Origin of the sequence: Pseudomonas sputi (assembly GCF_021603585.1) — a bacterium.
In the GTDB taxonomy this organism is placed as follows: domain Bacteria; phylum Pseudomonadota; class Gammaproteobacteria; order Pseudomonadales; family Pseudomonadaceae; genus Aquipseudomonas; species Aquipseudomonas sputi.
On record NZ_BQHI01000033.1, the window covers coordinates 26,490 to 49,531 of the forward strand.

A 23,042-nucleotide genomic window follows, 5' to 3' on the forward strand; every position below is an offset into this window, starting at 1 on the left:
ACTCGTTTCAAAAGAGTGCGACATCCTTGATCGTTTTCCTTGTTACAGGAGTTTTTCGATGAACCATTACCTTACGCCTGACCTGTGCGACGCCTATCCGGAGCTGGTCCAGGTGCTGGAACCGATGTTCAGCAATTTCGGCGGCCGTGATTCGTTCGGCGGCGAAATCGTGACCATCAAGTGCTTCGAAGACAACTCGCTGGTCAAGGAACAAGCGGAACTCAAGGGTAACGGCAAAGTGCTGGTGGTCGATGGCGGTGGTTCGCTGCGCTGCGCGCTGCTGGGCGATATGATCGCCGAGAAAGCCTCGAAAAACGGGTGGGAAGGGCTGGTGATTTATGGCTGCATCCGTGATGTGGATGTCATCGCTCAGACCGATCTCGGCGTTCAGGCGTTGGCCAGCCATCCGAAAAAGACTGAGAAACGCGGTCTCGGCGACCTCAACGTACCCGTGACTTTCGCGGGCGTCACTTTCCAGCCCGGCCAGTACCTCTATGCGGACAACAACGGCGTGATCATCTCGCCAAGTCCGCTGAAAATGCCTGAATAAATCGCGGTAACCACAGGGGTGAGGATGTTCGAGGAAGAAAACGCGCAATGGGGGCTGGTGCATGCCCTGGTGCTGGACGGTAAAGGCGGTGCGCGTTCGATAGCCCGGACTGATCTCGACGATTTGCAGCTGCAGGCCCATGAAAGCCTGTGGTTGCACTGGGATCGCAGTCACCCGCAGACCCAGACCTGGCTGCGCAAATCCAGTGGGCTCAACGAGTTCACCTGCGACCTGCTGCTGGAAGAAAACACCCGTCCACGTCTGTTGCCGCTGCCGGACTCCGAGCTGTTGCTGTTTTTACGCGGGGTCAATCTCAACCCGGGCGCCGAGCCGGAAGACATGGTGTCGGTGCGGATTTTTGCCTCGGCCCGGCGGGTGATTTCCCTGCGCTTGCGTCCATTGCGCGCCACCGATGAATTATTGGTGATGCTGGGTGAGGGCAAGGGGCCGAAAACCTCGTCCGAACTGATGCTTTATCTGGCGCAATTCCTCACCAATAAGGTGCAGGATCTTGTGACTTGCCTCTCCGAAGTGGTCGATGAAGAGGAAGAAAAACTGGATGCCGACGAACGGTATACTCCGGAGCATGGCGCCATTTTGCACATCCGTCGCCGGGCCGCCGGACTGAAGCGTTTTCTGGCACCGCAACGGGATATTTTCGGACAACTGACGCGAATAAAACTGCCGTGGTTCGTCGATGACGATGCCGACTACTGGAACGAATTGAATAACAGCCTGACTCGTTATCTCGAAGAGCTCGAATTGACTCGGGAGCGTGTGGGGCTTGTGCTGGAGGCCGAAGACCGGCGCCTGAGCGTGCACATGAATCGCACGATGTATCGTTTCGGGATCATCACCTGCATCTTCTTGCCGATGAGTTTTATTACCGGTCTGTTGGGCATAAACGTTGGCGGAATACCGTTCGCCAGCAGCCCTTATGGTTTCCTGATCGCTTGCCTGACAGTGCTCGCCCTGGCGTTCGGCCAGTGGTGGTTGTTCCGCCGATTGCGCTGGGTCTGACGATGCACCATGTGACCCGACCAAATTTGCCCGCGTCTTTCACAGACATCACGAGAGGTGCGTATGCACGATCCGTTTGAACAGTCTTTGCGCGACATGCTCAACGCCTCGCCGTCCGGTCGCGACGACGATGCCTGCCTGGGCCGCGTACTCAAAACCGCCAACCGCCAGGTGGGTGCCGGCGATCTCTTCAGCCTGCTGGGCCGCTGGCTGCCCGCGCTGATGATCGCCCTGAACAACGGCTCGGCCCATGTCGCGCCGGTCTCCCGTCTCCGTAAACCTACCGCTCGCACTGCTGATAAGGCTGATTGAATATGGAACTTGATCTCTGGACTCAGAGCCTCGTCACTGCAATGACTGCGTTGTGGACCAAAGTCGCTAACTTCATTCCGAACCTGTTCGGCGCACTGGTTGTGCTGCTGTTGGGTTTCGTCGTGGCCAAGCTGCTCGATACCTTGCTGTCCAAACTGCTGGCCAAACTGGGCCTCGATCGCCTGATGGGCGGCACCGGCCTGACCAAATTGATGTCCCGCGCCGGGCTGCAAGTGCCGATCTCCACGTTGATCGGCAAAATCGTCTATTGGTTCGTTCTGCTGATTTTTCTTGTTTCTGCAGCAGAATCCCTTGGACTTGAGCGAGTTTCAGCTACGCTTGACATGCTGGCGCTGTATTTACCGAAAGTATTCGGTGCCGCGCTGGTGTTGCTTGTGGGTGTCCTGCTTGCGCAACTGGCCAACGGCCTGGTACGCGGGGCGGCAGAAGGCGTAGGCCTGGACTACGCTTCAGGACTTGGGCGAATTGCCCAGGGCCTGGTAATCATCATCAGCATTTCGGTCGCGATCAGTCAGCTGGAGGTCAAGACCGACCTGCTGAACCATGTGATCGTCATCGTATTGATTACCGTTGGTCTGGCGGTTGCGCTGGCGATGGGTTTGGGAAGCCGGGAAATTGCCGGGCAGATTCTTGCGGGAATCTATGTGCGTGAGTTGTATCAGGTTGGGCAACAAGTGCGTATTGGCGAGGTCGAAGGCCAGATCGAAGAGATCGGCACGGTTAAGACCACATTGCTGACCGATGAGGGTGAGCTAGTCTCTCTCTCCAATCGGATCCTGCTGGAGCAGCATGTGAGTAGCCGCTAACCCGGCAAACCCTGCTAATGTATGCCGCCGCAAAATGCCAGCCGTCGCTGGCTGCGGTGGACATTGACCTGACTGTCGGCACGACTTGTTTTGAATAAAGCCCAAACGCTATCCACGCGCTACGACCCCCGCGAGCTCTCTGATGAGGAGTTGGTCGCGCGCTCGCATACCGAGCTTTTTCACGTGACGCGCGCGTACGAAGAACTGATGCGGCGTTACCAGCGGACATTATTTAACGTTTGTGCGCGATATCTCGGGAACGATCGCGACGCAGACGATGTCTGTCAGGAAGTGATGTTGAAGGTGCTGTACGGCCTGAAGAACTTCGAGGGGAAATCGAAGTTCAAGACATGGCTATACAGCATCACTTACAACGAATGCATCACACAGTATCGGAAGGAACGGCGAAAGCGTCGCTTGATGGACGCACTGAGTCTTGACCCTCTCGAGGAAGCGTCCGAAGAAAAGGCGCCGAAACCCGAGGAGAAGGGCGGACTGGATCGCTGGCTGGTGTATGTGAACCCGATTGACCGGGAAATTCTGGTGCTACGATTTGTCGCAGAGCTGGAGTTTCAGGAGATCGCAGACATCATGCACATGGGTTTGAGTGCGACAAAAATGCGTTACAAGCGTGCTCTTGATAAATTGCGTGAGAAATTTGCAGGTATTGCTGAAACTTAGTTCGGCGCAAATATCTCTTACGTGTAGGCAAGTTCTGATAGACTTGCCGCCGAGTTGTCCCCCGGTTTGCGGGACTGCTTCACAATCACCAGATGGGGATTTAACGGATGAAACTGAAAAACACCTTGGGCTTGGCCATTGGTTCTTTGATTGCCGCCACTTCTTTCGGCGCTCTGGCACAAGGCCAAGGCGCAGTTGAAATCGAAGGCTTCGCAAAGAAAGAACAATTCGACAGCGCTCGTGACTTCAAGAACAACGGCAACCTGTTCGGCGGTTCGATCGGTTACTTCCTGACCGACGACGTTGAACTGCGTCTGGCCTACGACGAAGTGCACAACGTACGTGCTGACGACGGCAAGAACGTCAAGGGCGCCAACACCGCTCTGGACGCTCTGTACCACTTCAACAACCCAGGCGACATGCTGCGTCCATACGTTTCGGCCGGTTTCTCTGACCAGAGCATCGACCAGAACGGTTCGAACGGTCGTAACCGTTCCACCTTCGCCAACGTTGGCGGCGGTGCCAAGCTGTACTTCACCGAGAACTTCTACGCCCGTGCTGGCGTTGAAGCTCAGTACAACATCGACCAGGGCGACACCGAGTGGGCTCCTAGCGTCGGTATCGGTGTGAACTTCGGTGGCGGCTCCAAGCCAGCTGCTGCTCCAGTTCCAGCACCCGCTGAAGTCTGCTCCGACAGCGACAACGACGGCGTGTGCGACAACGTTGACAAGTGCCCGGACACCCCAGCCAACGTAACTGTTGACGCTGATGGCTGCCCTGCAGTTGCCGAAGTTGTTCGTGTTGAGCTGGACGTGAAGTTCGACTTCGACAAGTCGGTTGTGAAGCCAAACAGCTACGGCGACATCAAAAACCTGGCTGACTTCATGAAGCAGTACCCATCCACCACCACTACTGTTGAAGGTCACACTGACTCCGTCGGTCCTGACGCTTACAACCAGAAACTGTCCGAGCGTCGTGCAAACGCCGTTAAGCAAGTTCTGACCAACCAGTACGGTGTTGAATCGTCCCGCGTCAACTCTGTTGGCTACGGCGAGTCCCGCCCAGTTGCCGACAACGCTACTGACGCTGGCCGCGCTGTTAACCGTCGCGTAGAAGCGCAGGTTGAAGCTCAAGCTAAGTAATTAGCTGCCGCTGCGAGAAAAGCCCGGCTCAGGCCGGGCTTTTCTTTGCCTGCGATTTGATGAAACCAGAGATTGTCAGGCCAGTCGATCGGCTGCCCAGTCAATCGAGTCGACCTGGGTCGCAGCGGCTGCGACGGCGCCTATGACCAGAATCGCAGGGCTCCTGAGCTGGAAGCCAAGGGCATCGTCTTCCATCGCTGTCAGATCGCTGCGGCATTCGCGCTGTTCTGGCAACGAGGCATTCTCGATCATCGCCACCGGCGTATCCGCCGCCATCCCCCCCGCCAACAACTGCTCGCGAATCTCGCCGAGCTTCGCCACCCCCATGTAAATCACCAGCGTCGTGCCGCCCTGCGCCAAGGCCCGCCAGTTCAACTGGCTGTCGTCCTGGGTATGGGCCGTGACCAGCGTCACGCCCCGTGCGACGCCGCGCAATGTCAGCGGAATATCGCACTGGGTCGCGCCGGCCAGTCCGGCGGTGATGCCATTGACCAGTTCCACCTCGACCCCGCGCTCGCGCAACCACTGCGCTTCCTCGCCCCCGCGCCCGAAAATGCACGGGTCACCGCCCTTGAGCCGCACCACGCATTTGCCCTGACGGGCGTAACGCAACATTAACCGATGAATGAACGCCTGGGGCGTCGAGCGGCAGCCGCCGCGTTTGCCGACGGCAATGATCCGCGCAGCCGGGCAATGCTCCAGCACCGCTTCGTTGACCAGATCGTCGATCAGCACCACCTCGGCTTCGTGCAGGGCCCGCACCGCTTTGAGCGTCAGCAATTCAGGATCACCGGGGCCCGCGCCCACCAGCCAGACTTTCGCGTTCATGGTGTTTTCCTCTTCAGATGACGGCGACCGGACGCACTTCAGCGGCCAGCAAACGCTTGATTTCCGGGACGCAGGAACCGCATTGCGTGCCGCACCCCAATGTATTTTTCAAACCCTGCAGATCCAGACCTTCACGGATACCGGCGCAGACCGCGCTGTGGCTGACGTTCTTGCAGTTGCACAGGGTCTTGTCCGCCACAACCTGCGCGCCGGCATTGCCCGGCGGTGCACTCATCGGTGCCAGCAGCCAGCGCCGCAGTTGTTCGTCGGTGCGGCCTTCCAGCCACAGACCTTGCAACCAGTGCTGGGCGAGGGTTTCACCGGCCAGGCGGATCGCGGTGATTCGTCCGTTTTCGATGCGCACCCGTTTGCCGATGGCGCGGCGAGGATCGTCATAAGCCAGCACCGGCCCGTCGATCAGGGCCAGGCACTGGTCGATTTCACCCAGCAATCGCGGCTCGGGTGCCACGGCGCTGGCTGCGCGTATCAGCAACGCAGGCCGTTCACGTCCGACAAGGCTGAGACTTGCGTAGGAAAACGCCTCACAGAGCGGTCGAAGTGCCTCTAAATGCCGTTGAACATCGCCCTCGATCAGTGCGAACAGTTGCCATGGCAAGTCCACCGATTCCAGCCGCACACCGCTGTGCTTGAGTTCCGGTTGTTTCGACAAAGGATCGAAGGCGGGCAGGGTCAGGCTGTTCACGCCGCCCTTGAGGAAACGATCGCCCCAGTGCATCGGCAGGAATGCCTGGCCCGGACGCACACTGTCATCGCTGGCGACCGCCACGATCACCGCGCCCCGACGACTTTTCAGGTTCACCAGATCCCCCGGCTGCAAGCGGTGGCGGCGCAATTCGTCCGGGTGCAGGCTCAACGCCGCTTCACTGACATGGCCGAACAACTGCGCCGCCGTTCCGGTGCGGCTCATACCGTGCCATTGATCACGCAGGCGACCGGTGATCAGGGTCAGTGGAAAGCGCGCGTCGCGTTGTTCCTTGGCGGCGCGATAGGGATCGGCAACGAATCGCGCGCGCCCGTTCGCTGTAGGAAAGATCCCGTCGCCATACAACCGGGCTGTGCCTTGGCGAGCGCCAGCGGGGAAGGGCCATTGCTGTGGCCCCAGCTCATCAATCAACTGATGGCTGATCCCGGACAAATCCAGATCGCGCCCCCGGGTCAGTTGTTTGTATTCGTCAAACAGTTGCGCCGATTGCTCGAAGGCAAACAGACCCGGTTGTTGCGGGCGCAGACGTTTCTCAAGGCGTTGTGCGAAATCTACCGTGATCGCCCAGTCCGGGCGCGCTTCACCCGGTGCGGCAATGGCCTGGCGGACGTGGGAAATCCGCCGCTCGGAGTTGGTTACCGAGCCTTCCTTCTCGCCCCAACTGGCCGCCGGCAGCAACAGATCGGCAAACGCGGCGGTTTCGGTGGTGCGAAACGCCTCCTGCAACACCACGAACGGACAAGCCTCCAGCGCGGCGCGCACGGCGTTCTGGTCCGGTATCGATTGCGCGGGGTTGGTGCAGGCAATCCACAACGCCTTGATCTTGCCGCTGCGCACTTGTTCAAACAGTTCGATGGCGCTGAGACCTGTATTTTCCGGCAGCTTATCCACACCCCAATACGCCGCCACTTCGGCACGGTGCTCCGGGTTGGCCACTTCACGATGCCCGGGCAACAGATTGGACAGACTGCCGGTTTCGCGTCCGCCCATAGCATTTGGCTGACCGGTCAGGGAGAAAGGTCCTGCACCCGGCCGGCCGATTTGCCCGGTGGCCAGGTGCAGATTGATCAGCGCGCTGTTCTTTGCGCTACCGGCGGTGGACTGGTTCAGGCCCATGCACCACAGCGACAGAAAACTCGGTGAAGTGCCGATCCATTCGGCGCATTGCTGCAATTGTTCGACACTGATCCCGCACAGCTGCGAAACCATCGCCGGGGTGTAATCGCGCACCAGGCTTTTCAGCTCGGCGAGGCCATCGGTGTGGGCCTGGATGAAGTCGCGGTCGATCCAGTCTTCCCACAACAGCAGATGCAAAATCCCATGGAACAGCGCGACATCGGTGCCCGGCAGAATCGCCAGATGCAGGTCGGCCAGGTCGCAGGTGTCGGTGCGCCGTGGGTCGATGACGATGACTTTCATCTGCGGGCGGTGGGATTTGGCTTCTTCGAGGCGGCGAAAAAGCACCGGATGAGCGTAGGCCATGTTGCTGCCGACGATCACCACGCAATCGCTCAACTCCAGGTCTTCGTAGCTGCACGGTGGTGCGTCGGCGCCGAGGCTGCGCTTGTAGCCGACCACCGCCGAAGACATGCACAGCCGCGAATTGCTGTCGATGTTATTGGTGCCGACCAGCGCCCGCGCCAGTTTGTTGAAGGCGTAGTAATCCTCGGTCAGCAACTGCCCGGAGATGTAGAACGCCACGCTGTCCGGGCCGTGTTCGGCGATGGTGTCGGCGAACACGTTGGCGGCATGTTCCAGCGCGGTGTCCCAGTCGCAACGACTGCGCGTCAGGGCTTTGCTCAGGCGCAATTCCGGGTACAGCGCTCGGGCCGCCAGGTCGCCGGTCAGGTGCAGGGTCGAGCCTTTGCTGCACAGTTTGCCGAAGTTGGCCGGATGCGCCGGATCGCCGCTGACGCCGAGGATGCGCTTGCCGTCATGCTCGATCAGCATGCCGCAGCCGACCCCGCAATAGCAGCAGGTCGAGGCGGTCGTCTGGCGGTTCATCAGACGGCATCCCGCAGGGCCAGTTGCACGCGGCCGTTTTCGACCCGGGCCGGGTGATGATGGGCGCAGCCGACGTCCGGTGCCTGGGCTTCGCCGGATTGCAGGTCGATCTGCCAGTTGTGCAGGGGGCAGGCGACGCGTTTGCCGTAGATCAGGCCCTGGGACAATGGGCCGCCCTTGTGCGGGCAGCGGTCATCGAGTGCGAAAACTTCGTCGTCGCTTGTGCGAAAGATCGCAATGTCACCCTTGGGGCCGGCGATGATCCGCGAACCGAGGGCGTTGATCTCTTCCAGGGCACAGATATCGAGCCAGTTCATGCCGGCACCTCCAGGTTTTTCACAGGGATCACGTCGAATTCTTTCTTCAGTTGCGGCTGCGCCAGGCGCTCTTTCCACGGGTCCTGTTCGAACGACAGGGAGAATTGCAGGCGCTCGTTCAGCGCCTTGCGGCGCTCGGGATCTTCCAGCACGGCTTTCTTGATGTGCTCCATGCCGACCCGTTGCAGGTAGTGCACGGTGCGTTCGAGGTAGAAGGCTTCTTCGCGGTACAGCTGCAGGAACGCGCCGTTGTATTCGCGCACTTCCTCGGCGGTCTTGAGCTTGACGAAGAACTCGGCGACTTCGGTCTTGATCCCGCCGTTGCCACCGATGTACATCTCCCAGCCGGAATCGACGCCGATAATTCCCACGTCCTTGATCCCCGCTTCCGAACAGTTGCGCGGGCATCCAGAGACCGCCAGCTTCACTTTGTGCGGCGACCACATGTTGAACAGGTCGTGTTCGAGGTCGATGCCCAGCTGGGTCGAATTCTGCGTGCCGAAGCGGCAGAACTCGCTGCCGACGCAGGTTTTCACGGTGCGGATCGATTTGCCGTAGGCGTGGCCGGACGGCATGTCGAGGTCTTTCCACACGCCGGGCAGGTCCTGTTTCTTGATCCCCAGCAGGTCGATGCGCTGGCCGCCGGTGACCTTGACCATCGGCACCTGATATTTGTCCGCCACGTCGGCGATCCGTCGCAGTTCCGACGGATTGGTCACGCCGCCCCACATCCGTGGCACCACCGAATAGGTGCCGTCCTTCTGGATGTTGGCGTGGGCCCGCTCGTTGATCAGGCGCGACTGCGGATCGTCCTTGGCTTCGCCGGGCCAGGTGGAAATCAGGTAGTAGTTGAGGGCCGGGCGGCAGGTGGCGCAACCGTTCGGAGTGCGCCAGTTGAGGTAGCTCATGGTGCCGGCGATGGTCAGCAGGTGCTGTTCGCGGATGGCCTGGCGAATCTGGCCGTGGTTGAGGTCGCTGCAACCGCAGATGGCTTTTTCGCTTTTCGGTTTGACGTCCGCCGCGCCGCCGACGGTGTTGATCAGGATCTGCTCGACCAGCCCGGCGCAGGAACCGCAGGAACTGGCGGCCTTGGTGTGTTTCTTCACTTCGTCGACGCTGAACAGCCCGTGTTCCTGAATCGCCTTGACGATGGTGCCCTTGCACACGCCGTTGCAGCCACAGACTTCGGCGTTGTCGGCCATGCTCATGGCTTTGTCCTGGCCCTGATGTCCTACATCGCCAAGTGCATTTTCTCCAAACATCAGGTGATCGCGGATCTCGCCGATGGCGTGATTCTCACGAATCTGCCGGAAATACCAACCGCCATCTGCCGTATCGCCGTACAGACAGGCGCCGACCAGCACGTCATCCTTGATCACCAGTTTTTTGTACACCCCGCCGATCGGGTCGGAGAGGGTGATGGTTTCGGTGCCTTCGCCGCCCATGAAATCGCCGGCGGAAAACAGGTCGATGCCGGTGACCTTCAATTTGGTCGATGTCACCGAGCCCTGATAACGGGCGAAACCCAGTTGCGCCAGGTGGTTGGCACAGACCTTGGCCTGTTCGAACAACGGTGCGACCAGGCCGTAAGCGATGCCGCGATGGCTGGCGCATTCGCCGATGGCATAGATGCGTGGGTCGTAGGTTTGCAGGGTGTCGTTGACCAGAATCCCGCGGTTGCACGGGATGCCGGCTTTTTCCGCGAGTTCGGTGTTGGGGCGAATGCCGGCAGCCATCACTACCAGATCGGCAGGAATGATGTCGCCGTTCTTGAACTGCACCGAGCCGACCCGACCATTGCCGGCGTCGTGCAGGGCCTGGGTCTGCTCGCTCAGGCGAAAGTGCAGGCCGCGGGCTTCGAGGGCGGTTTGCAGGAGCTGGCCGCTGGTCTTGTCCAGTTGCCGCTCCAGCAGCCACTCACCGAGGTGCACCACGGTGACGTGCATGCCGCGCAGCATCAAGCCGTTGGCCGCTTCGAGGCCGAGCAGGCCGCCGCCGATCACCACGGCGTGTTTGTGGGTTTTGGCGGTGTCGATCATGGCCTGGGTGTCGGCGATGTCGCGGTAGCCGATCACGCCCTGCAACGTGTTGCCGGGGATCGGCAGGATGAACGGGGTCGAGCCGGTGGCGATCAGCAGGCGATCGTATTCGGCCTCGGTGCCGTCTTCGGCGATCACCCGGCGCTTGACCCGGTCGATCTCCACGACTTTGCGGTTGAGCAGCAGTTTGATGCCGTTTTCCAAATACCAGTCGAGGTCGTTGAGCACGATTTCTTCGAAGGTCTGTTCGCCGGCCAGTACCGGCGACAACAGGATGCGGTTGTAGTTGGTGTGCGGTTCGGCGCCGAAGACCGTGATGTCGTACAGCTCGTTGCTCAGCTTGAGCAATTCTTCCAGGGTGCGGACCCCGGCCATGCCATTGCCGATCATCACCAGTTTGAGTTTTTTCATCAGGTTCTCCGCAAGCATCGGGCTTGCCTCTTGTGGGCAGTCAGGCCTTGCTCGACAAAAATGGCGCAAACAAAAAAGGCGTCCCGCCAGTTACCTAGCGAGGACGCCTTTGTCCTTGTCCCGTTCTCTCGGGAAGCCTGGCCTTCGTCGTTGAAGGTCGGGCTTTATGTCAGTTGAAAACGGTAATGCAGTGGTTGTGCCAAGTCGCGGCGGGCCGCGAATTCACTGGGGTAATGCTGGAATTGGCCAGATGTTCGTTGTGGTTTTTGCACTGAATGGAAGCAGTCTGCACGTTAATGGAGCGATGTTCTGACCCTGTAGGTCAGCCATGAAACAACAGCAACAGCAGCACCAGATTGCCCAGCATTGCCAGCAACGCCAACGTCCGCCAGACCTTCAGCGGCTCGCGTTCCAGCAAGGGGCGAGGGCGCACACTCAGGCTGCGGCGCTCACCTTGCTCCAGAATCAGCAACCATTGCTCGGCGGTTTCATAGCGTTGCAAAGGATCGGCTGAGACCCCGCGTTCCAGACACTGCGCCAGCCACTCCGGCAGATCCGGGCGGTAGCGACCGGCACTCACCGGCACCCCGAAACGCGGGCGCTGGAACGCTTCGATCTCGCCGTAGGGAAAATGCCCCGTGAGCAAGAAATACAGAGTCACGCCTACCGCATACAGATCCTGTTGTGCGCCGGGTGCTGCGCCCTGAAAGGCTTCCGGCGCGATGTAGCTCGGCGTTCCGGGCAAGCTTGACGGTGCGTCCTGCGACAGGCCGGGGCAATACGCCAGACCGAAATCCAGCAGGCGCAATTCGCCGTCGTCTCCCAGATGCAGGTTTTCCGGTTTGATGTCGCGGTGCAGGATCTGCCGTCGATGCAGCAGGCCGACGGCCCGCAGCAGGCGTTCGGCCAGATCCTGCCATTGAGGCAGTGGCAGCGGGCCGCTTGGTTCGAACAGCTGCGCCAGGGTGGTCCCCGAATATTCACGCATCACGTAGTACAAATGCTGACGCTGAACGGCGCCATGGACTTCAGGGAAATGCCGCCCGGCGACCCGTTTGAGAAACCATTCCTCCGCCAGCAAGGCCTGGCCGGCCTGGGTGTCGTCTGCCAGTTGTGCAGGCAAGGTCTTCAACAGCCACGCCTGGCCCTGACCATCGAGCACGCGATACAGCAACGATTGCTGACTCTGACTGATAACCTCTTGAACCCGCCAGCCTTCAAAGGCCTGACCCGGTTTCAGCGGCGGCGGAAGGGGCCATTGCTGCAGATGAATCAGCGCATCGCCGAGGCTGGCCTCGCCAACGGCATCCACTCGCACCAATAAAGCGCTGGCATTGTCCTGACTGCCGGCCAGATGCGCGGCGTTGACCAGCGTTTGCGCGGCGCTGTGCAGGTCCGGTTGATCGCGCAGAATCCCGGCGATGGCGGTATCGCCAAGCGCGGCCCACACGCCATCGCTGAGCAGCACGAAACATTCACCGTCACGCAGTTCGCCGTCGAGAAAGTCCAGCACCAGATGCTGATCCAGCCCCAGTGCGCGCTTGAGCACATGTTGCATGCCCGGTTGATCCCAGACGTGATCCTCGCTGATCCGCTGCAAGGTCTCGGCGTGCCAGCGATAGACCCGACAATCGCCGACGTGCGCCAGGGTAAAGCGCCGGCCGCGTAGGACCAGCGCGCTGACCGTGGTGAGCAGCGGTTGACCGCCACCGTTGGCCTGTAACCAGCGGTTTTGCGCGAGCAGCAGACGATCGAGGGCCTGGGCCACGCTCCAGGTTTCCGGGGTGGCGTAGTAGTCCAGCGCCAGCGCCTGCAAGGTCGAACGCGCGGCCAGACCACCATCGGCGCACTGGCTGACACCGTCGGCGATGGCGAACAGGAACCCCTTGCTGGCGGCCAGCGCCGGGGCCGGGGTCACCAGGCGCACGGCGTCCTGGTTTTCCGCGCGCGGGCCGGTGGCGCTGGCTTCGGCAAAGCTCAGTTGCAGGGCCATTCGGGCCTCAGACCCGGGCAGCGGTCACGGCCGCCGAACCCCAGGTGGTTCTCCAGCGACGTTTGACGCCATGCAAGCCAAACCACGCCAACACACCAAGGCTGGCGAACAGCCACAGCGCCAGTTGATAGCTGCCGGTGCTCTGTTTGATCGCGCCCATGCCCGCCGCCAGGGCAAAACCACCGATGCCGCCGGCCATGCCGATCAGCCCGGTCATCACGCCTATTTCGCGTCGAAAGCGCTGCGGCACCAGTTGGAACACCGCGCCGTTGCCCGCGCCGAGACCGAGCATGGTGCAGACGAACAGGGCCAGCGCCGCGTAGGAACTCGGCAGGTTGAAGCCGACTGCCGCGATGCAGACCGCCGCCACCGTGTACATCGCCAACAGTGTGCGAATACCACCGAAACGGTCAGCCAGCGCACCACCGAGGGGACGCATCAGGCTGCCACCGAACACGCAGGCCGCGGTGTAATAACCGGCGGTCACCGGGTTCAAGCCGTATTGATCGTTGAAGTAGCCGGGCAGGGCGCTGGCCAGACCGATGAAGCCGCCGAAGGTGACGCTGTAGAAAAACATGAACCACCAGCTGTCTCGGTCGCCCAGGGCCTTGAAGTAGTCGGCCATGGATTTGGCTTTTGGTCGCTCCGGTGCGTTTTTCGCCAGCCAGGCAAACAGCACCAGGGTCAGGATCAGCGGGATCAGGGCGAAACCGAACACATTGCTCCAGCCAAACGCCGCCGCCAGTACCGGGGCGATCAGCGCTGCAAACACGGTCCCGGAGTTGCCGGCCCCGGCGATGCCCATCGCCTTGCCCTGATGCTCCGGCGGATACCATTGCGAGGCCAGCGGCAGGGCCACGGCGAATGAGGCGCCGGCCATGCCGAGGAACAGACCGAGCAGCAAGGCCTGTTCGTAACTGTGGATGCCGAGTTTCCAGGCACCGAACAACGCGCAGATCACGATGACCTGGCCGATCAGCCCGGCGGTTTTCGGCGACAGGCGATCGGCGAGCATGCCCATCGCAAAACGCAGCACCGCGCCGGCCAGAATCGGCGTGGCCACCACCAGGCCACGCTGTTGGGTGGTCAGGTGCAAGTCACCGGCAATCTGCACCGCCAGCGGGCCGAGCAGGTACCAGACCATGAAGCTCAGATCGAAATACAGGAAGGCCGCAAACAGGGTCGGGGTGTGGCCGGATTTCCAGAAGCTTTTATTCATCGCGCACCTCAGCTGTAGAGAATCTCGAGAAGGAATCAGAACCGCACAGTGGGGCGCCGCCACGGCCGCTCCACCGGCCCCGGGCTGTGGGGCCAAAACGCAAAAACGCCGCTACCCGGATCGCCGAAAGGGGCGAAGAAGGTGAGCGACGTCTTTGTCGTAGGTGGGGCAACCGCCGTTGGTTACCTGTAGGGATTACATAGCGAGATTTGTGCCAGATCGATGTGGCTGCATTCCCACGCGGAGCGTGGGAACGATTAAGGCAGGGCAGGGCTTCAGCCAAGCAGCTCGCTCATGGCGATGATCTGCTCCGCGACCTGGATCAGTTTCTGCTGGCGGCTCATGGCCTGGCGGCGCATCAGGGTATAGGCCTCTTCTTCGTTACAGTCCTTCATTTTCATCAACAGCCCCTTGGCCAGCTCGATGCGCTTGCGCTCGGCCAGTTGCTGGTCGCGGGCCTGAAGCTGGGCGCGCAGGGCCTGATCGCTCTCGAAGCGGGCCATGGCCACGTCGAGAATCGGCTGCAGGCGTTGTGCGTGAATGCCCTCGACGATGTAGGCACTGACCCCGGACTTGATCGCCTGACGCATCACGCCGGGGTCGTGCTCGTCGGTGAACATCACGATCGGTCGGGGCTGGTCGCGGCTGACCAATACCACTTGCTCCATCACATCGCGGCTCGGTGACTCGGTATCGATCAGAATCACGTCCGGACGCACCGTTTCGACGCGCGCCGGCAGGTCGATGGTCAGGCCCGACTCGTCGATCACTTCGAAACCGGCCTCGGTCAACGCAGCTTTCAGGCGCCCGACTTTTTTCGCGGTGTCGTTGATCAGCAGAATGCGCAGCATGTTCGCGGTCTCCTGTCAGCGGTGGGCAAGAAGGGGGGCGCTGTCGCTCAGCGCGTGGAGCTTGAAGCTTCGGGCATAGGCGGCCGGATCGCTGCCGTCCCAGATTTTGCCGTCGATCAACTGACTGCTGCGCATGTCCTCGGTGCTCACGGACACGCCCATGGCGCTGGCGGCGTCGCGGTACAGCGCCAGTTGTTGCACCTGCCGGGCGACGGCGAGGTAGTCCGGGTCATCGCGCAGCAAGCCCCAGCGGCGGAACTGGGTCATGAACCACATGCCATCCGACAGATACGGCAGATTCACCGCGCCATCGCCGTGGAAGCGCAGGGCGTGCGGGTCTCGCCAGCGATTGCCGAGGCCATCGTCGTAGTCGCCGAGAAAGCGCGGTTCGATGCAGCACACCGGGGCGTCGAGGTATTCCGCGGCGCTCAACAATTGCGCGGTGCTGCGGCGGTTTTCCGGGCTCTCTTCGATGAAACGGCTGGCCTCGAGGATTGCCATCACCAACGCTCGGGCTGTGTTGGGGTATTGCTCGACAAAGGCGCGGGTACAGCCGAGGACTTTTTCCGGGTGATCGGGCCAGATGGTCTGGCTGGTGGCCAGGGTGAAACCGAGATTCTGCTGCACGGCGCTGGCCGCCCACGGTTCGCCGACGCAGAGGCCATCGATGCGACCGGCCTGAAGGTGCGCGACCATTTGCGGCGGCGGCACCACGACGCTGTCGACATCCTGCAACGGATGAATGCCCTGGCTCGCCAGCCAGTAATACAACCACATGGCATGGGTGCCGGTGGGGAAGGTCTGGGCGAAGGTGAGTTTTGCGCGGGTTTGGTGCACATGGTGGTGCAGCGCTTCAGGACCGGTCACGCCCAGGCCCTGCAAACCGTGGGACAGGTTGAGGCTCTGGCCGTTCTGGTTCAGGCCCATGAGCACCGCCATGTCGGTCGGCGCGACACCGCCGATGCCCAGATGCACCGCGTAGATCAGGCCGTAGAGACTGTGGGCGGCATCGAGTTCGCCGCTGACCAGGTTGTCCCGCAGGTTGGCCCAGGAACTCTGGCGCTTGAGATTGAGGGTCAGGCCGTAAGGCTGGGCAAAGCCCTGGGTGGCCGCGACCACCAGCGAGGCGCAGTCGCTCAGCGCCATGAAACCCAGGTTGATCGCGCTTTTTTCCGGGGCATCGCTGCCGTTGACCCAGGCCAGCGGCCCGGCGGAGGTTCGAGTCATGAAAGCCACCCTCAAAAAAAACGTCGTCCCAGGCTTTGCCCGCGCAAAACCGAGAGACGACGCCATTGTCCTTGCCTGCACGCCGCCATTGGCCTGCGGGCTGATGCCGAGGAAGGTGCAAGGCATATGCCATGCGCACCGATTTACCCGTGCGCCTCGCGCGGCGGGACGATGCCCGGCTATAATCGCCGCCTCTTTTCGCCGCCCGAGTCATTGCCGCCCATGTACACCCTGGCCCGTCAGCTGTTGTTCAAACTTTCCCCGGAAACCTCCCACGATCTGTCGCTGGATCTGATCGGCGCGGGCGGGCGTTTGGGCCTCAATGGCTTGCTGTGCAAGGCGCCGGCGTCGTTGCCGGTAAACGTCATGGGCCTGCAGTTCCCGAACCCTGTCGGTCTGGCAGCCGGTCTGGACAAGAACGGCGCGGCCATCGACGGCTTCGCCCAACTGGGTTTCGGTTTTGTCGAAATCGGCACCGTGACCCCGCGCCCGCAGCCGGGCAACCCGAAACCACGGATTTTCCGTCTGCCGGAAGCCGAGGCGATCATCAACCGCATGGGGTTCAACAACCTCGGTGTGGATAACCTGCTGGCGCGGGTGGCGGCGGCCAAATACAAAGGCGTGCTGGGGATCAACATCGGCAAGAACTTCGACACCCCGGTCGAGCGCGCAGTGGACGACTACCTGATCTGCCTGGACAAGGTCTACGCCCACGCCAGTTACGTCACGGTCAACGTCAGCTCGCCGAACACCCCGGGCCTGCGCAGCCTGCAATTCGGTGATTCGCTCAAGCAATTGCTGGCGGACCTGGCCACGCGCCGCGCCGAGCTGGCCCTGCGCCACGGCAAACATGTACCGCTGGCGATCAAGATCGCGCCGGACATGACCGACGAAGAAACCGCGCAAGTCGCCCAAGCACTGATCGAAACCGGGATGGACGCGGTGATCGCCACCAACACCACCCTCAGCCGCGTGGGCGTCGAAGGCATGGAACACGGTGACGAGGCGGGCGGTCTGTCCGGTGCGCCGGTGCGCGAGAAGAGCACCCACACTGTGAAAGTGCTGGCGTCCGAGTTGGGCGGCAAACTGCCGATCATCGCGGCGGGCGGCATCACCGAGGGCAAGCATGCGGCGGAGAAGATCGCTGCCGGCGCGAGTCTGGTGCAGATCTATTCCGGCTTCATCTACAAGGGCCCGGCGCTGATCCGCGAATCGGTCGACGCCATCGCCGCCAAGCGCTGATTGGCCGACATAAAAAGTCAGGCATAAAAAAGGGCTCCTCGAAGGAGCCCCTGGGCCGTAGCCCGCCGTCCGGGAAGGACGTGCATGGTGATCAGGTGGTTATGAAATCAGTTTGTCGTGTCGCAATAAGTGCCCTGTGTCAGCCGACGGCGTGAAGTTCGTTGAGTCTGTGGATTCCCGCAGTGCCGGTCATACCGTCCCAGTTGTCGCCGCGTCCTTCTCGCCAGCCGTTGATCCAGGCTTGACGTACCGACGGTAGAGTAAATGGGCAAAGCTCACGGGATTTGCCACCAACGCCATATTGATATCCGCGCAAAAATGCTCTTTCCAACGGATCACGCTTAAGTCTTCTCATAGGGTGTTTCCCTCACTTGTTGACTGTTTTTGTCGCGTCGACCTCAATTGAGGTCTGGCAGAAATACTCTGCCGTTGGCGGCTCGCTGCCGGCGTGGCGAGCCAAGGTGTTGACGCCGTTGCGACGTCAACCTGTGTCCAGTTCTAACCAATGAGTCACATCGATGGAATGACCGTTTTGTCATAAGGACGTAACGAAAAAGATGCTATGGCCATAAGTAACCGCGTATTTGTCCTGCGTCTGTTGGCCAAACCCCGGTATGATCGGCTCCGCGCTGGATGATGAGGTTAATCCTTTAGTGAGAATGACCCACGTTTACGCTGGGGTACTATTCGACGAAGGGTTGCTTTGAATCATTTTGTTGCTTCAACTTTTTTATCTGTCCCGGCATCTAAGCTCTTTTAACCCGAGCAGCGGGGGATGGAACGGCACACCTTCGTGCCACGCGGGCGCTCTTTTAGAAAAGCGCCTGATTGAAAACCGGATCGGCAATGCGTTGCCGGTTCATCAGCCAAAGGCTCTGGAAAAACCATGTCCGACCGTTTCGAACTCTTCCTCACTTGCCCCAAAGGCCTTGAAGGCCTGCTCATCGAGGAAGCCGTCGGGCTTGGCCTTGAAGAGGCCCGCGAACACACCTCCGCCGTGCGTGGCATGGCGACCATGGAAACCGCTTATCGCCTGTGCCTCTGGTCGCGTCTGGCCAATCGGGTGCTGTTGGTGCTCAAGCGTTTCTCGATGAAAAACGCCGAAGACCTGTACCACGGCGTACTGGACGTCGACTGGCAGGATCACATGCTGGCTGACGGCACTTTGGCCGTGGAATTCAGCGGTCACGGTTCGGGCATCGACAACACCCACTTCGGCGCCCTGAAGGTCAAGGACGCCATCGTCGACAAACTGCGCACCCCGCAGGGCGATCGCCCAAGCATCGACAAGCTCAACCCGGACCTGCGCATTCACCTGCGCCTGGATCGCGGCGAAGCGATTCTGTCGCTCGACCTCTCCGGCCACAGCCTGCACCAGCGCGGCTACCGCTTGCAGCAGGGCGCTGCGCCGCTGAAGGAAAACCTCGCAGCTGCGATCCTGATCCGTTCCGGCTGGCCGCGCATTGCCGCCGAGGGTGGCGCGCTGGCTGACCCGATGTGCGGTGTCGGCACGTTCCTGGTCGAAGCCGGCATGATCGCCGCCGACATGGCGCCGAACCTGCGTCGCGAACAGTGGGGCTTCACCGCCTGGCTCGGTCACGTGCCGGCGCTGTGGAAAAAACTGCATGAAGAAGCGGTCGAGCGCGCCGCTGCCGGTCTGGCCAGGCCGCCGCTGTGGATCCGTGGTTATGAAGCCGACCCCCGGTTGATCCAGCCGGGCCGCAACAACGTTGAACGCGCCGGTTTGAGCGAGTGGATCAAGATCTACCAGGGCGAAGTCGCGACCTTCGAACCGCGTCCGGACCAGAACCAGAAAGGTCTGGTCATCTGCAACCCGCCGTACGGCGAGCGTCTGGGTGATGAAGCCAGCCTGTTGTACCTCTACCAGAACCTCGGCGAGCGCCTGCGTCAGGCCTGCCTGAACTGGGAAGCGGCGGTGTTCACCGGCGCGCCGGACCTGGGCAAGCGCATGGGCATCCGCAGCCACAAGCAGTATTCGTTCTGGAACGGCGCGCTGCCGTGCAAGCTGCTGTTGATCAAAGTGTTGCCGGATCAATTCGTCACCGGCGAGCGCCGCACACCGGAACAGCGTCAGGCCGAGCGCGAGCAAGCCGCTTACGACCAGACGCCGAACGAGCCGCAAGAGCGCAAGTTCAACAAGAACGGCAATCCGATCAAACCGACGCCGGCCCCCGCGCCGGTGGTCGAACAACCGCGCCTGAGCGAAGGCGGGCAGATGTTTGCCAACCGCCTGCAGAAAAACCTCAAGGCGATGGGCAAGTGGGTCAAGCGTGAAGGCATCGATTGCTACCGCGTCTACGATGCGGACATGCCGGAATACGCCATGGCCATCGACCTGTACCACGACTGGGTACACGTTCAGGAATACGCCGCGCCGAAGTCGATCGACCCGGAAAAGGCCTCGATCCGCATGTTCGATGCGCTGGCGGCCATCCCGCAGGCGCTGAACATCGACAAGAGCCGCGTGGTGGTCAAGCGCCGCGAGCGCCAGAGCGGCACCAGGCAATACGAGCGGCAGGCTGCCCAAGGCAAATTCAATGAAGTGACCGAGGGCGGCGTCAAGTTGCTGGTCAACCTCACCGACTACCTCGACACCGGGCTGTTCCTCGACCACCGGCCGATGCGCATGCGGATTCAGAAAGAGGCCGCCGGCAAGCGCTTCCTCAACCTGTTCTGCTACACCGCGACTGCCAGCGTCCACGCAGCCAAGGGCGGCGCGCGCAGCACCACCAGCGTCGACCTGTCGAAAACCTATCTCGACTGGGCGCGCCGCAACCTGTCGCTCAACGGTTTCTCCGACAAGAACCGTCTGGAGCAGGGCGACGTGATGGCGTGGCTGGAAAACTGCCGCGAGGAGTACGACCTGATCTTTATCGATCCGCCGACCTTCTCCAACTCCAAGCGCATGGAAGGGATTTTCGACGTGCAGCGTGACCAGGTGCAGTTGATCGACTTGGCCATGGCGCGTCTGGCCAGCGGTGGGGTGTTGTACTTCTCCAACAACTTCCGCAAGTTCCAGCTCGAAGACAACCTGGCCGAGCGTTACGCGGTCGAGGAAATCACCGCCAGCACCATCGACCCGGATTTCGCCCGTAACGGCAAGATCCACCGCGCCTGGAAAATCACGGCTCGTTGACACTCTGCAAAATTGGATCCACAGAGCCTTGATTTTTAAAGGCTCTTGGATCCGTTCAGAGCTAGCCAAATTAGTGGCTAATAGCTATAACTCACACACGGCCGATGGGGTTTTTCCCGCAGTTGCTGACGTAGTGAGTGGCTTTTATGTCGTTGCACCCCGTACGCCCGAAGATATTGGGTTTCATCAGCGAAGACGTCTCGGCCTGGCTGGTCGCGCTGCTGGTATTGCTCGCCGGCGGGATTCTCACGGGGCTGCTTGCCTGGGGCACCTTCAATCAGTTTCACAGCCAGTTGCGCCAACGCTTTCAGCTACTGGCCAACGAACGTTACAGCCGCATCGAAGAACGTTTTCAGGATCAGGAGCAACGTCTCGACGGCCTGCGTCGGTTCTTCGCCAACTCCGAATCGGTGTCCCGCGCCGAATTCGACGGCTACACCCATCCTTTATTGCTGCGCACCCAGGCCTATTCGTTTGCCCTGCGGGTGAGTGGTGCCGAACGCGCTGCTTTCGAGCAGAAGGTGCGCGACGAGGGCCTGAGCACCTTCAGCGTGCGCGAACTCAATGCGCGCGGCGAGCTACAACTGGCCTCGGCCCGCGATGAATACGTGGTGTTGTTGTACAGCCAGACCCAGAGCCGGCTCGGCTCGTTGCTGGGTTACGACCTGCTGGCACAACCGTTGCGCCGATCGACCCTGGAGCGTGCCGACCAGCTTCGCGGCCTGACAGTGTCGCAGCCGATGCATCTGGTCGGTATCGAGCCGGCTTACGCACGCGGCGTATTGTTGGTGGCACCGGTGCTGCGTGAAGGGGAGTCCAGATCATATGGCTATGTGATGGCTGTCATCAGCATGCGTCAGCTGCTGGCGGACGGCCTGCCGGATGCACTCCATGATTATCTGTCGTTACGTATTCTCGATCTCTCCACCAACGATCAGCATGAAGTGCTGTTCGAATCCACCAATGAACCGGTGTCGAGCGATTTGTCGGCCACTCGGCTGGTGCGCATGGCCGATCACGACTATCAGGTGGATATCCTGCCCAGCGAAGCCTTCATGCAGGCCAACCATTCGTCGGTGGGCAGCGTGGTGGTGCTGGGCGGATTACTCAGTGTACTGCTGAGCGCGCTGCTTTATGTGCTGGTCAGTCAGCGCCAGCGCGCGTTGCGCATGGTCGAGTTGCGCACTCAGGAACTGCATGAGCGTGAACAGGAACTGCGCGGCACCCACGGCCAGTTGCGCGGGGTGCTCAACGCGGCGACTCAAGTGGCAATCATCGCCACCGACCTGCGCGGCGTGATCAACACCTTCAATCCTGGTGCCGAGCAGATGCTCGGCTTCCGCAGCCAGGAAGTGGTCGGTCACATGACCCTGGAAAACCTGCACTTTCCCCGGGAACTGGTGGCCCGCGCGGCGGAACTCAGCGCCCGTTATGGCAAGGCCATTCCGACCTGTCAGGCGATGCTGGTCGAGGGCGGCGAAGTCGGCGGGCACGAGGCGCGGGAATGGACACTGGTGCGCAAGGACGGCAGCCACCTGCCGGTGAACATGCTCGCCACCCCGGTGCTGGACGAGCAGGGCCTGTGGGTCGGGCATCTGGCGATCTGCATCGACATCACCGAACGCAAGCGTGTGCATGAAGCCCTGGCGGCGCGGGACGTGCTGTTGAAGAAGCTCAGCGCCCACGTTCCCGGCGGGATCTATCAATTCAAGATGGAGTTCGACGGACGCTTCAGCGTGATCTACGCCAGCGACGGTATCCGCGAAATCTACGAGCTGGAGCCGGACGTGCTGCTGCTCAATGCCGAAGCGATCTTCACCCGCATTCATCCGCAGGACGTCAGCCGGGTGCGCAAGTCGATCCGCGCCTCGGCGGACAACCTCAGCCCGTGGCGCGAGGAATATCGTGTGCAGTTACCCGAGCGCGGCCTGCGCTGGGTTCGTGGTGAGGCGACCCCGGAGGAACTGCCGGGCGGCGGGGTGCTGTGGCACGGTTATATTTCCGACATCTCCGACCTGAAGCGCGTTGAAGAAGAACTGCGCGCACTGTCGGTGACCGATTCCCTGACCGGCATTCACAACCGCCGCTATTTCCAGGAGCGATTGACCACCGAGATGGCCCGGGTCGAGCGTGGCGGTGGCGAGTTGTCGGTGATCATGCTCGACATCGACCACTTCAAACGGATCAACGATCAGTACGGTCACGCGGTGGGCGACCGCGTGTTGCAGGCGGTCTGCGAACGCATCGGCCATCGTCTGCGGCGTACCGACGTGTTCTGCCGGTTGGGCGGCGAAGAGTTCATGGTGCTGTGCCCGGACATCGACGGCGATCACGCCCACATGCTGGCCGAGGAGTTATGGCACAGCCTGCGCAGTGCGCCGATCGACGTGGTGGGGGTGGTGACGGCCAGTTTCGGCATCGCCAGCTGGCGACCGGGGGAGGGCGCGGACGCGCTGTTGCTGCGGGCGGATTCCGGGGTTTACGCAGCGAAGCAGGGC

General features: G+C 61.3%; 18 protein-coding genes. 9 read left to right on the top strand and 9 right to left on the bottom strand.

Translation table 11 applies throughout. From position 1 onward, the window contains the following. The first annotated feature begins 58 nt into the window (after positions 1 to 58). From rraA to L6D81_RS26580, 6 genes are all read left to right on the top strand, one after another. On the top strand, positions 59 to 550 hold the full coding sequence (gene rraA, locus L6D81_RS26555; RefSeq protein WP_236182573.1) for a ribonuclease E activity regulator RraA: 492 nt from the start codon (positions 59 to 61) through the stop codon (positions 548 to 550). 24 nt (positions 551 to 574) lie between these two features. Then, positions 575 to 1,570, top strand: coding sequence for a zinc transporter ZntB (locus L6D81_RS26560; protein ID WP_236182574.1), 996 nt, complete (start codon positions 575 to 577; stop codon positions 1,568 to 1,570). 63 nt (positions 1,571 to 1,633) lie between these two features. After that, positions 1,634 to 1,882, top strand: coding sequence for a CrfX protein (locus tag L6D81_RS26565; protein WP_085700244.1), 249 nt, complete (start codon positions 1,634 to 1,636; stop codon positions 1,880 to 1,882). 2 nt (positions 1,883 to 1,884) lie between these two features. Further along, positions 1,885 to 2,709: a mechanosensitive ion channel family protein gene (locus L6D81_RS26570; RefSeq protein ID WP_007951987.1), complete on the top strand. Its 825-nt coding sequence runs from the start codon at positions 1,885 to 1,887 to the stop codon at positions 2,707 to 2,709. A gap of 90 nt (positions 2,710 to 2,799) precedes the next feature. Next, a complete protein-coding gene (sigX, locus tag L6D81_RS26575) occupies positions 2,800 to 3,390 on the top strand; it encodes an RNA polymerase sigma factor SigX (RefSeq protein WP_011333251.1) in 591 nt (196 codons plus the stop codon). Between the two features lie 107 nt (positions 3,391 to 3,497). Then, positions 3,498 to 4,532: an OmpA family protein gene (locus tag L6D81_RS26580; RefSeq protein WP_236182575.1), complete on the top strand. Its 1,035-nt coding sequence runs from the start codon at positions 3,498 to 3,500 to the stop codon at positions 4,530 to 4,532. 75 nt (positions 4,533 to 4,607) lie between these two features. On the opposite strand, the gene cobA is transcribed toward L6D81_RS26580, so the two are convergent. From cobA to L6D81_RS26620, 8 genes are all read right to left on the bottom strand, one after another. Further along, positions 4,608 to 5,360: a uroporphyrinogen-III C-methyltransferase gene (cobA, locus tag L6D81_RS26585; protein ID WP_236182576.1), complete on the bottom strand. Its 753-nt coding sequence runs from the start codon at positions 5,358 to 5,360 to the stop codon at positions 4,608 to 4,610. Positions 5,361 to 5,373: 13 nt separating this feature from the next. Beyond that, positions 5,374 to 8,088, bottom strand: coding sequence for a nitrate reductase (locus L6D81_RS26590; RefSeq protein ID WP_236182577.1), 2,715 nt, complete (start codon positions 8,086 to 8,088; stop codon positions 5,374 to 5,376). Further along, positions 8,088 to 8,405 carry a nitrite reductase small subunit NirD gene (gene nirD / locus L6D81_RS26595; RefSeq protein ID WP_007951992.1) on the bottom strand — a complete coding sequence of 106 codons (318 nt, stop codon included), beginning with the start codon at positions 8,403 to 8,405 and terminating at the stop codon, positions 8,088 to 8,090. Before nirD ends, L6D81_RS26590 begins: the two co-directional genes overlap by 1 nt. After that, the gene (gene nirB / locus L6D81_RS26600; RefSeq protein WP_236182578.1) at positions 8,402 to 10,855 is read right to left on the bottom strand and encodes a nitrite reductase large subunit NirB; all 2,454 of its coding nucleotides are present in this window, start codon (positions 10,853 to 10,855) and stop codon (positions 8,402 to 8,404) included. The genes nirD and nirB overlap by 4 nt, the downstream gene beginning before the upstream one ends. A 322-nt stretch (positions 10,856 to 11,177) precedes the next feature. Continuing rightward, on the bottom strand, positions 11,178 to 12,848 hold the full coding sequence (locus tag L6D81_RS26605; protein WP_236182579.1) for a bifunctional protein-serine/threonine kinase/phosphatase: 1,671 nt from the start codon (positions 12,846 to 12,848) through the stop codon (positions 11,178 to 11,180). Positions 12,849 to 12,855: 7 nt separating this feature from the next. Further along, positions 12,856 to 14,067: a nitrate/nitrite transporter gene (locus tag L6D81_RS26610; RefSeq protein ID WP_236182580.1), complete on the bottom strand. Its 1,212-nt coding sequence runs from the start codon at positions 14,065 to 14,067 to the stop codon at positions 12,856 to 12,858. A gap of 275 nt (positions 14,068 to 14,342) precedes the next feature. Next, on the bottom strand, positions 14,343 to 14,918 hold the full coding sequence (locus L6D81_RS26615; protein ID WP_007916390.1) for an ANTAR domain-containing response regulator: 576 nt from the start codon (positions 14,916 to 14,918) through the stop codon (positions 14,343 to 14,345). A gap of 15 nt (positions 14,919 to 14,933) precedes the next feature. Next, complete coding sequence (locus L6D81_RS26620; protein ID WP_236182581.1) at positions 14,934 to 16,145, bottom strand: CmpA/NrtA family ABC transporter substrate-binding protein; 1,212 nt, start codon at positions 16,143 to 16,145, stop codon at positions 14,934 to 14,936. A gap of 222 nt (positions 16,146 to 16,367) precedes the next feature. On the opposite strand from L6D81_RS26620, the gene L6D81_RS26625 reads away from it, so the two are divergent. After that, positions 16,368 to 17,387: a quinone-dependent dihydroorotate dehydrogenase gene (locus tag L6D81_RS26625; protein ID WP_011333259.1), complete on the top strand. Its 1,020-nt coding sequence runs from the start codon at positions 16,368 to 16,370 to the stop codon at positions 17,385 to 17,387. Positions 17,388 to 17,526: 139 nt separating this feature from the next. Here the strand turns inward: L6D81_RS26625 and rmf are convergent, their stop codons facing one another. Beyond that, positions 17,527 to 17,742: a ribosome modulation factor gene (rmf, locus tag L6D81_RS26630; RefSeq protein WP_003223300.1), complete on the bottom strand. Its 216-nt coding sequence runs from the start codon at positions 17,740 to 17,742 to the stop codon at positions 17,527 to 17,529. 531 nt (positions 17,743 to 18,273) lie between these two features. On the opposite strand from rmf, the gene rlmKL reads away from it, so the two are divergent. Both rlmKL and L6D81_RS26640 read left to right on the top strand, forming a co-directional pair. Beyond that, on the top strand, positions 18,274 to 20,544 hold the full coding sequence (gene rlmKL, locus L6D81_RS26635; protein ID WP_236182582.1) for a bifunctional 23S rRNA (guanine(2069)-N(7))-methyltransferase RlmK/23S rRNA (guanine(2445)-N(2))-methyltransferase RlmL: 2,271 nt from the start codon (positions 18,274 to 18,276) through the stop codon (positions 20,542 to 20,544). A 146-nt stretch (positions 20,545 to 20,690) separates the two neighbouring features. After that, positions 20,691 to 23,042: sensor domain-containing diguanylate cyclase (locus L6D81_RS26640; protein ID WP_236182583.1), on the top strand; the 2,352-nt coding region annotated here is incomplete at its 3' end.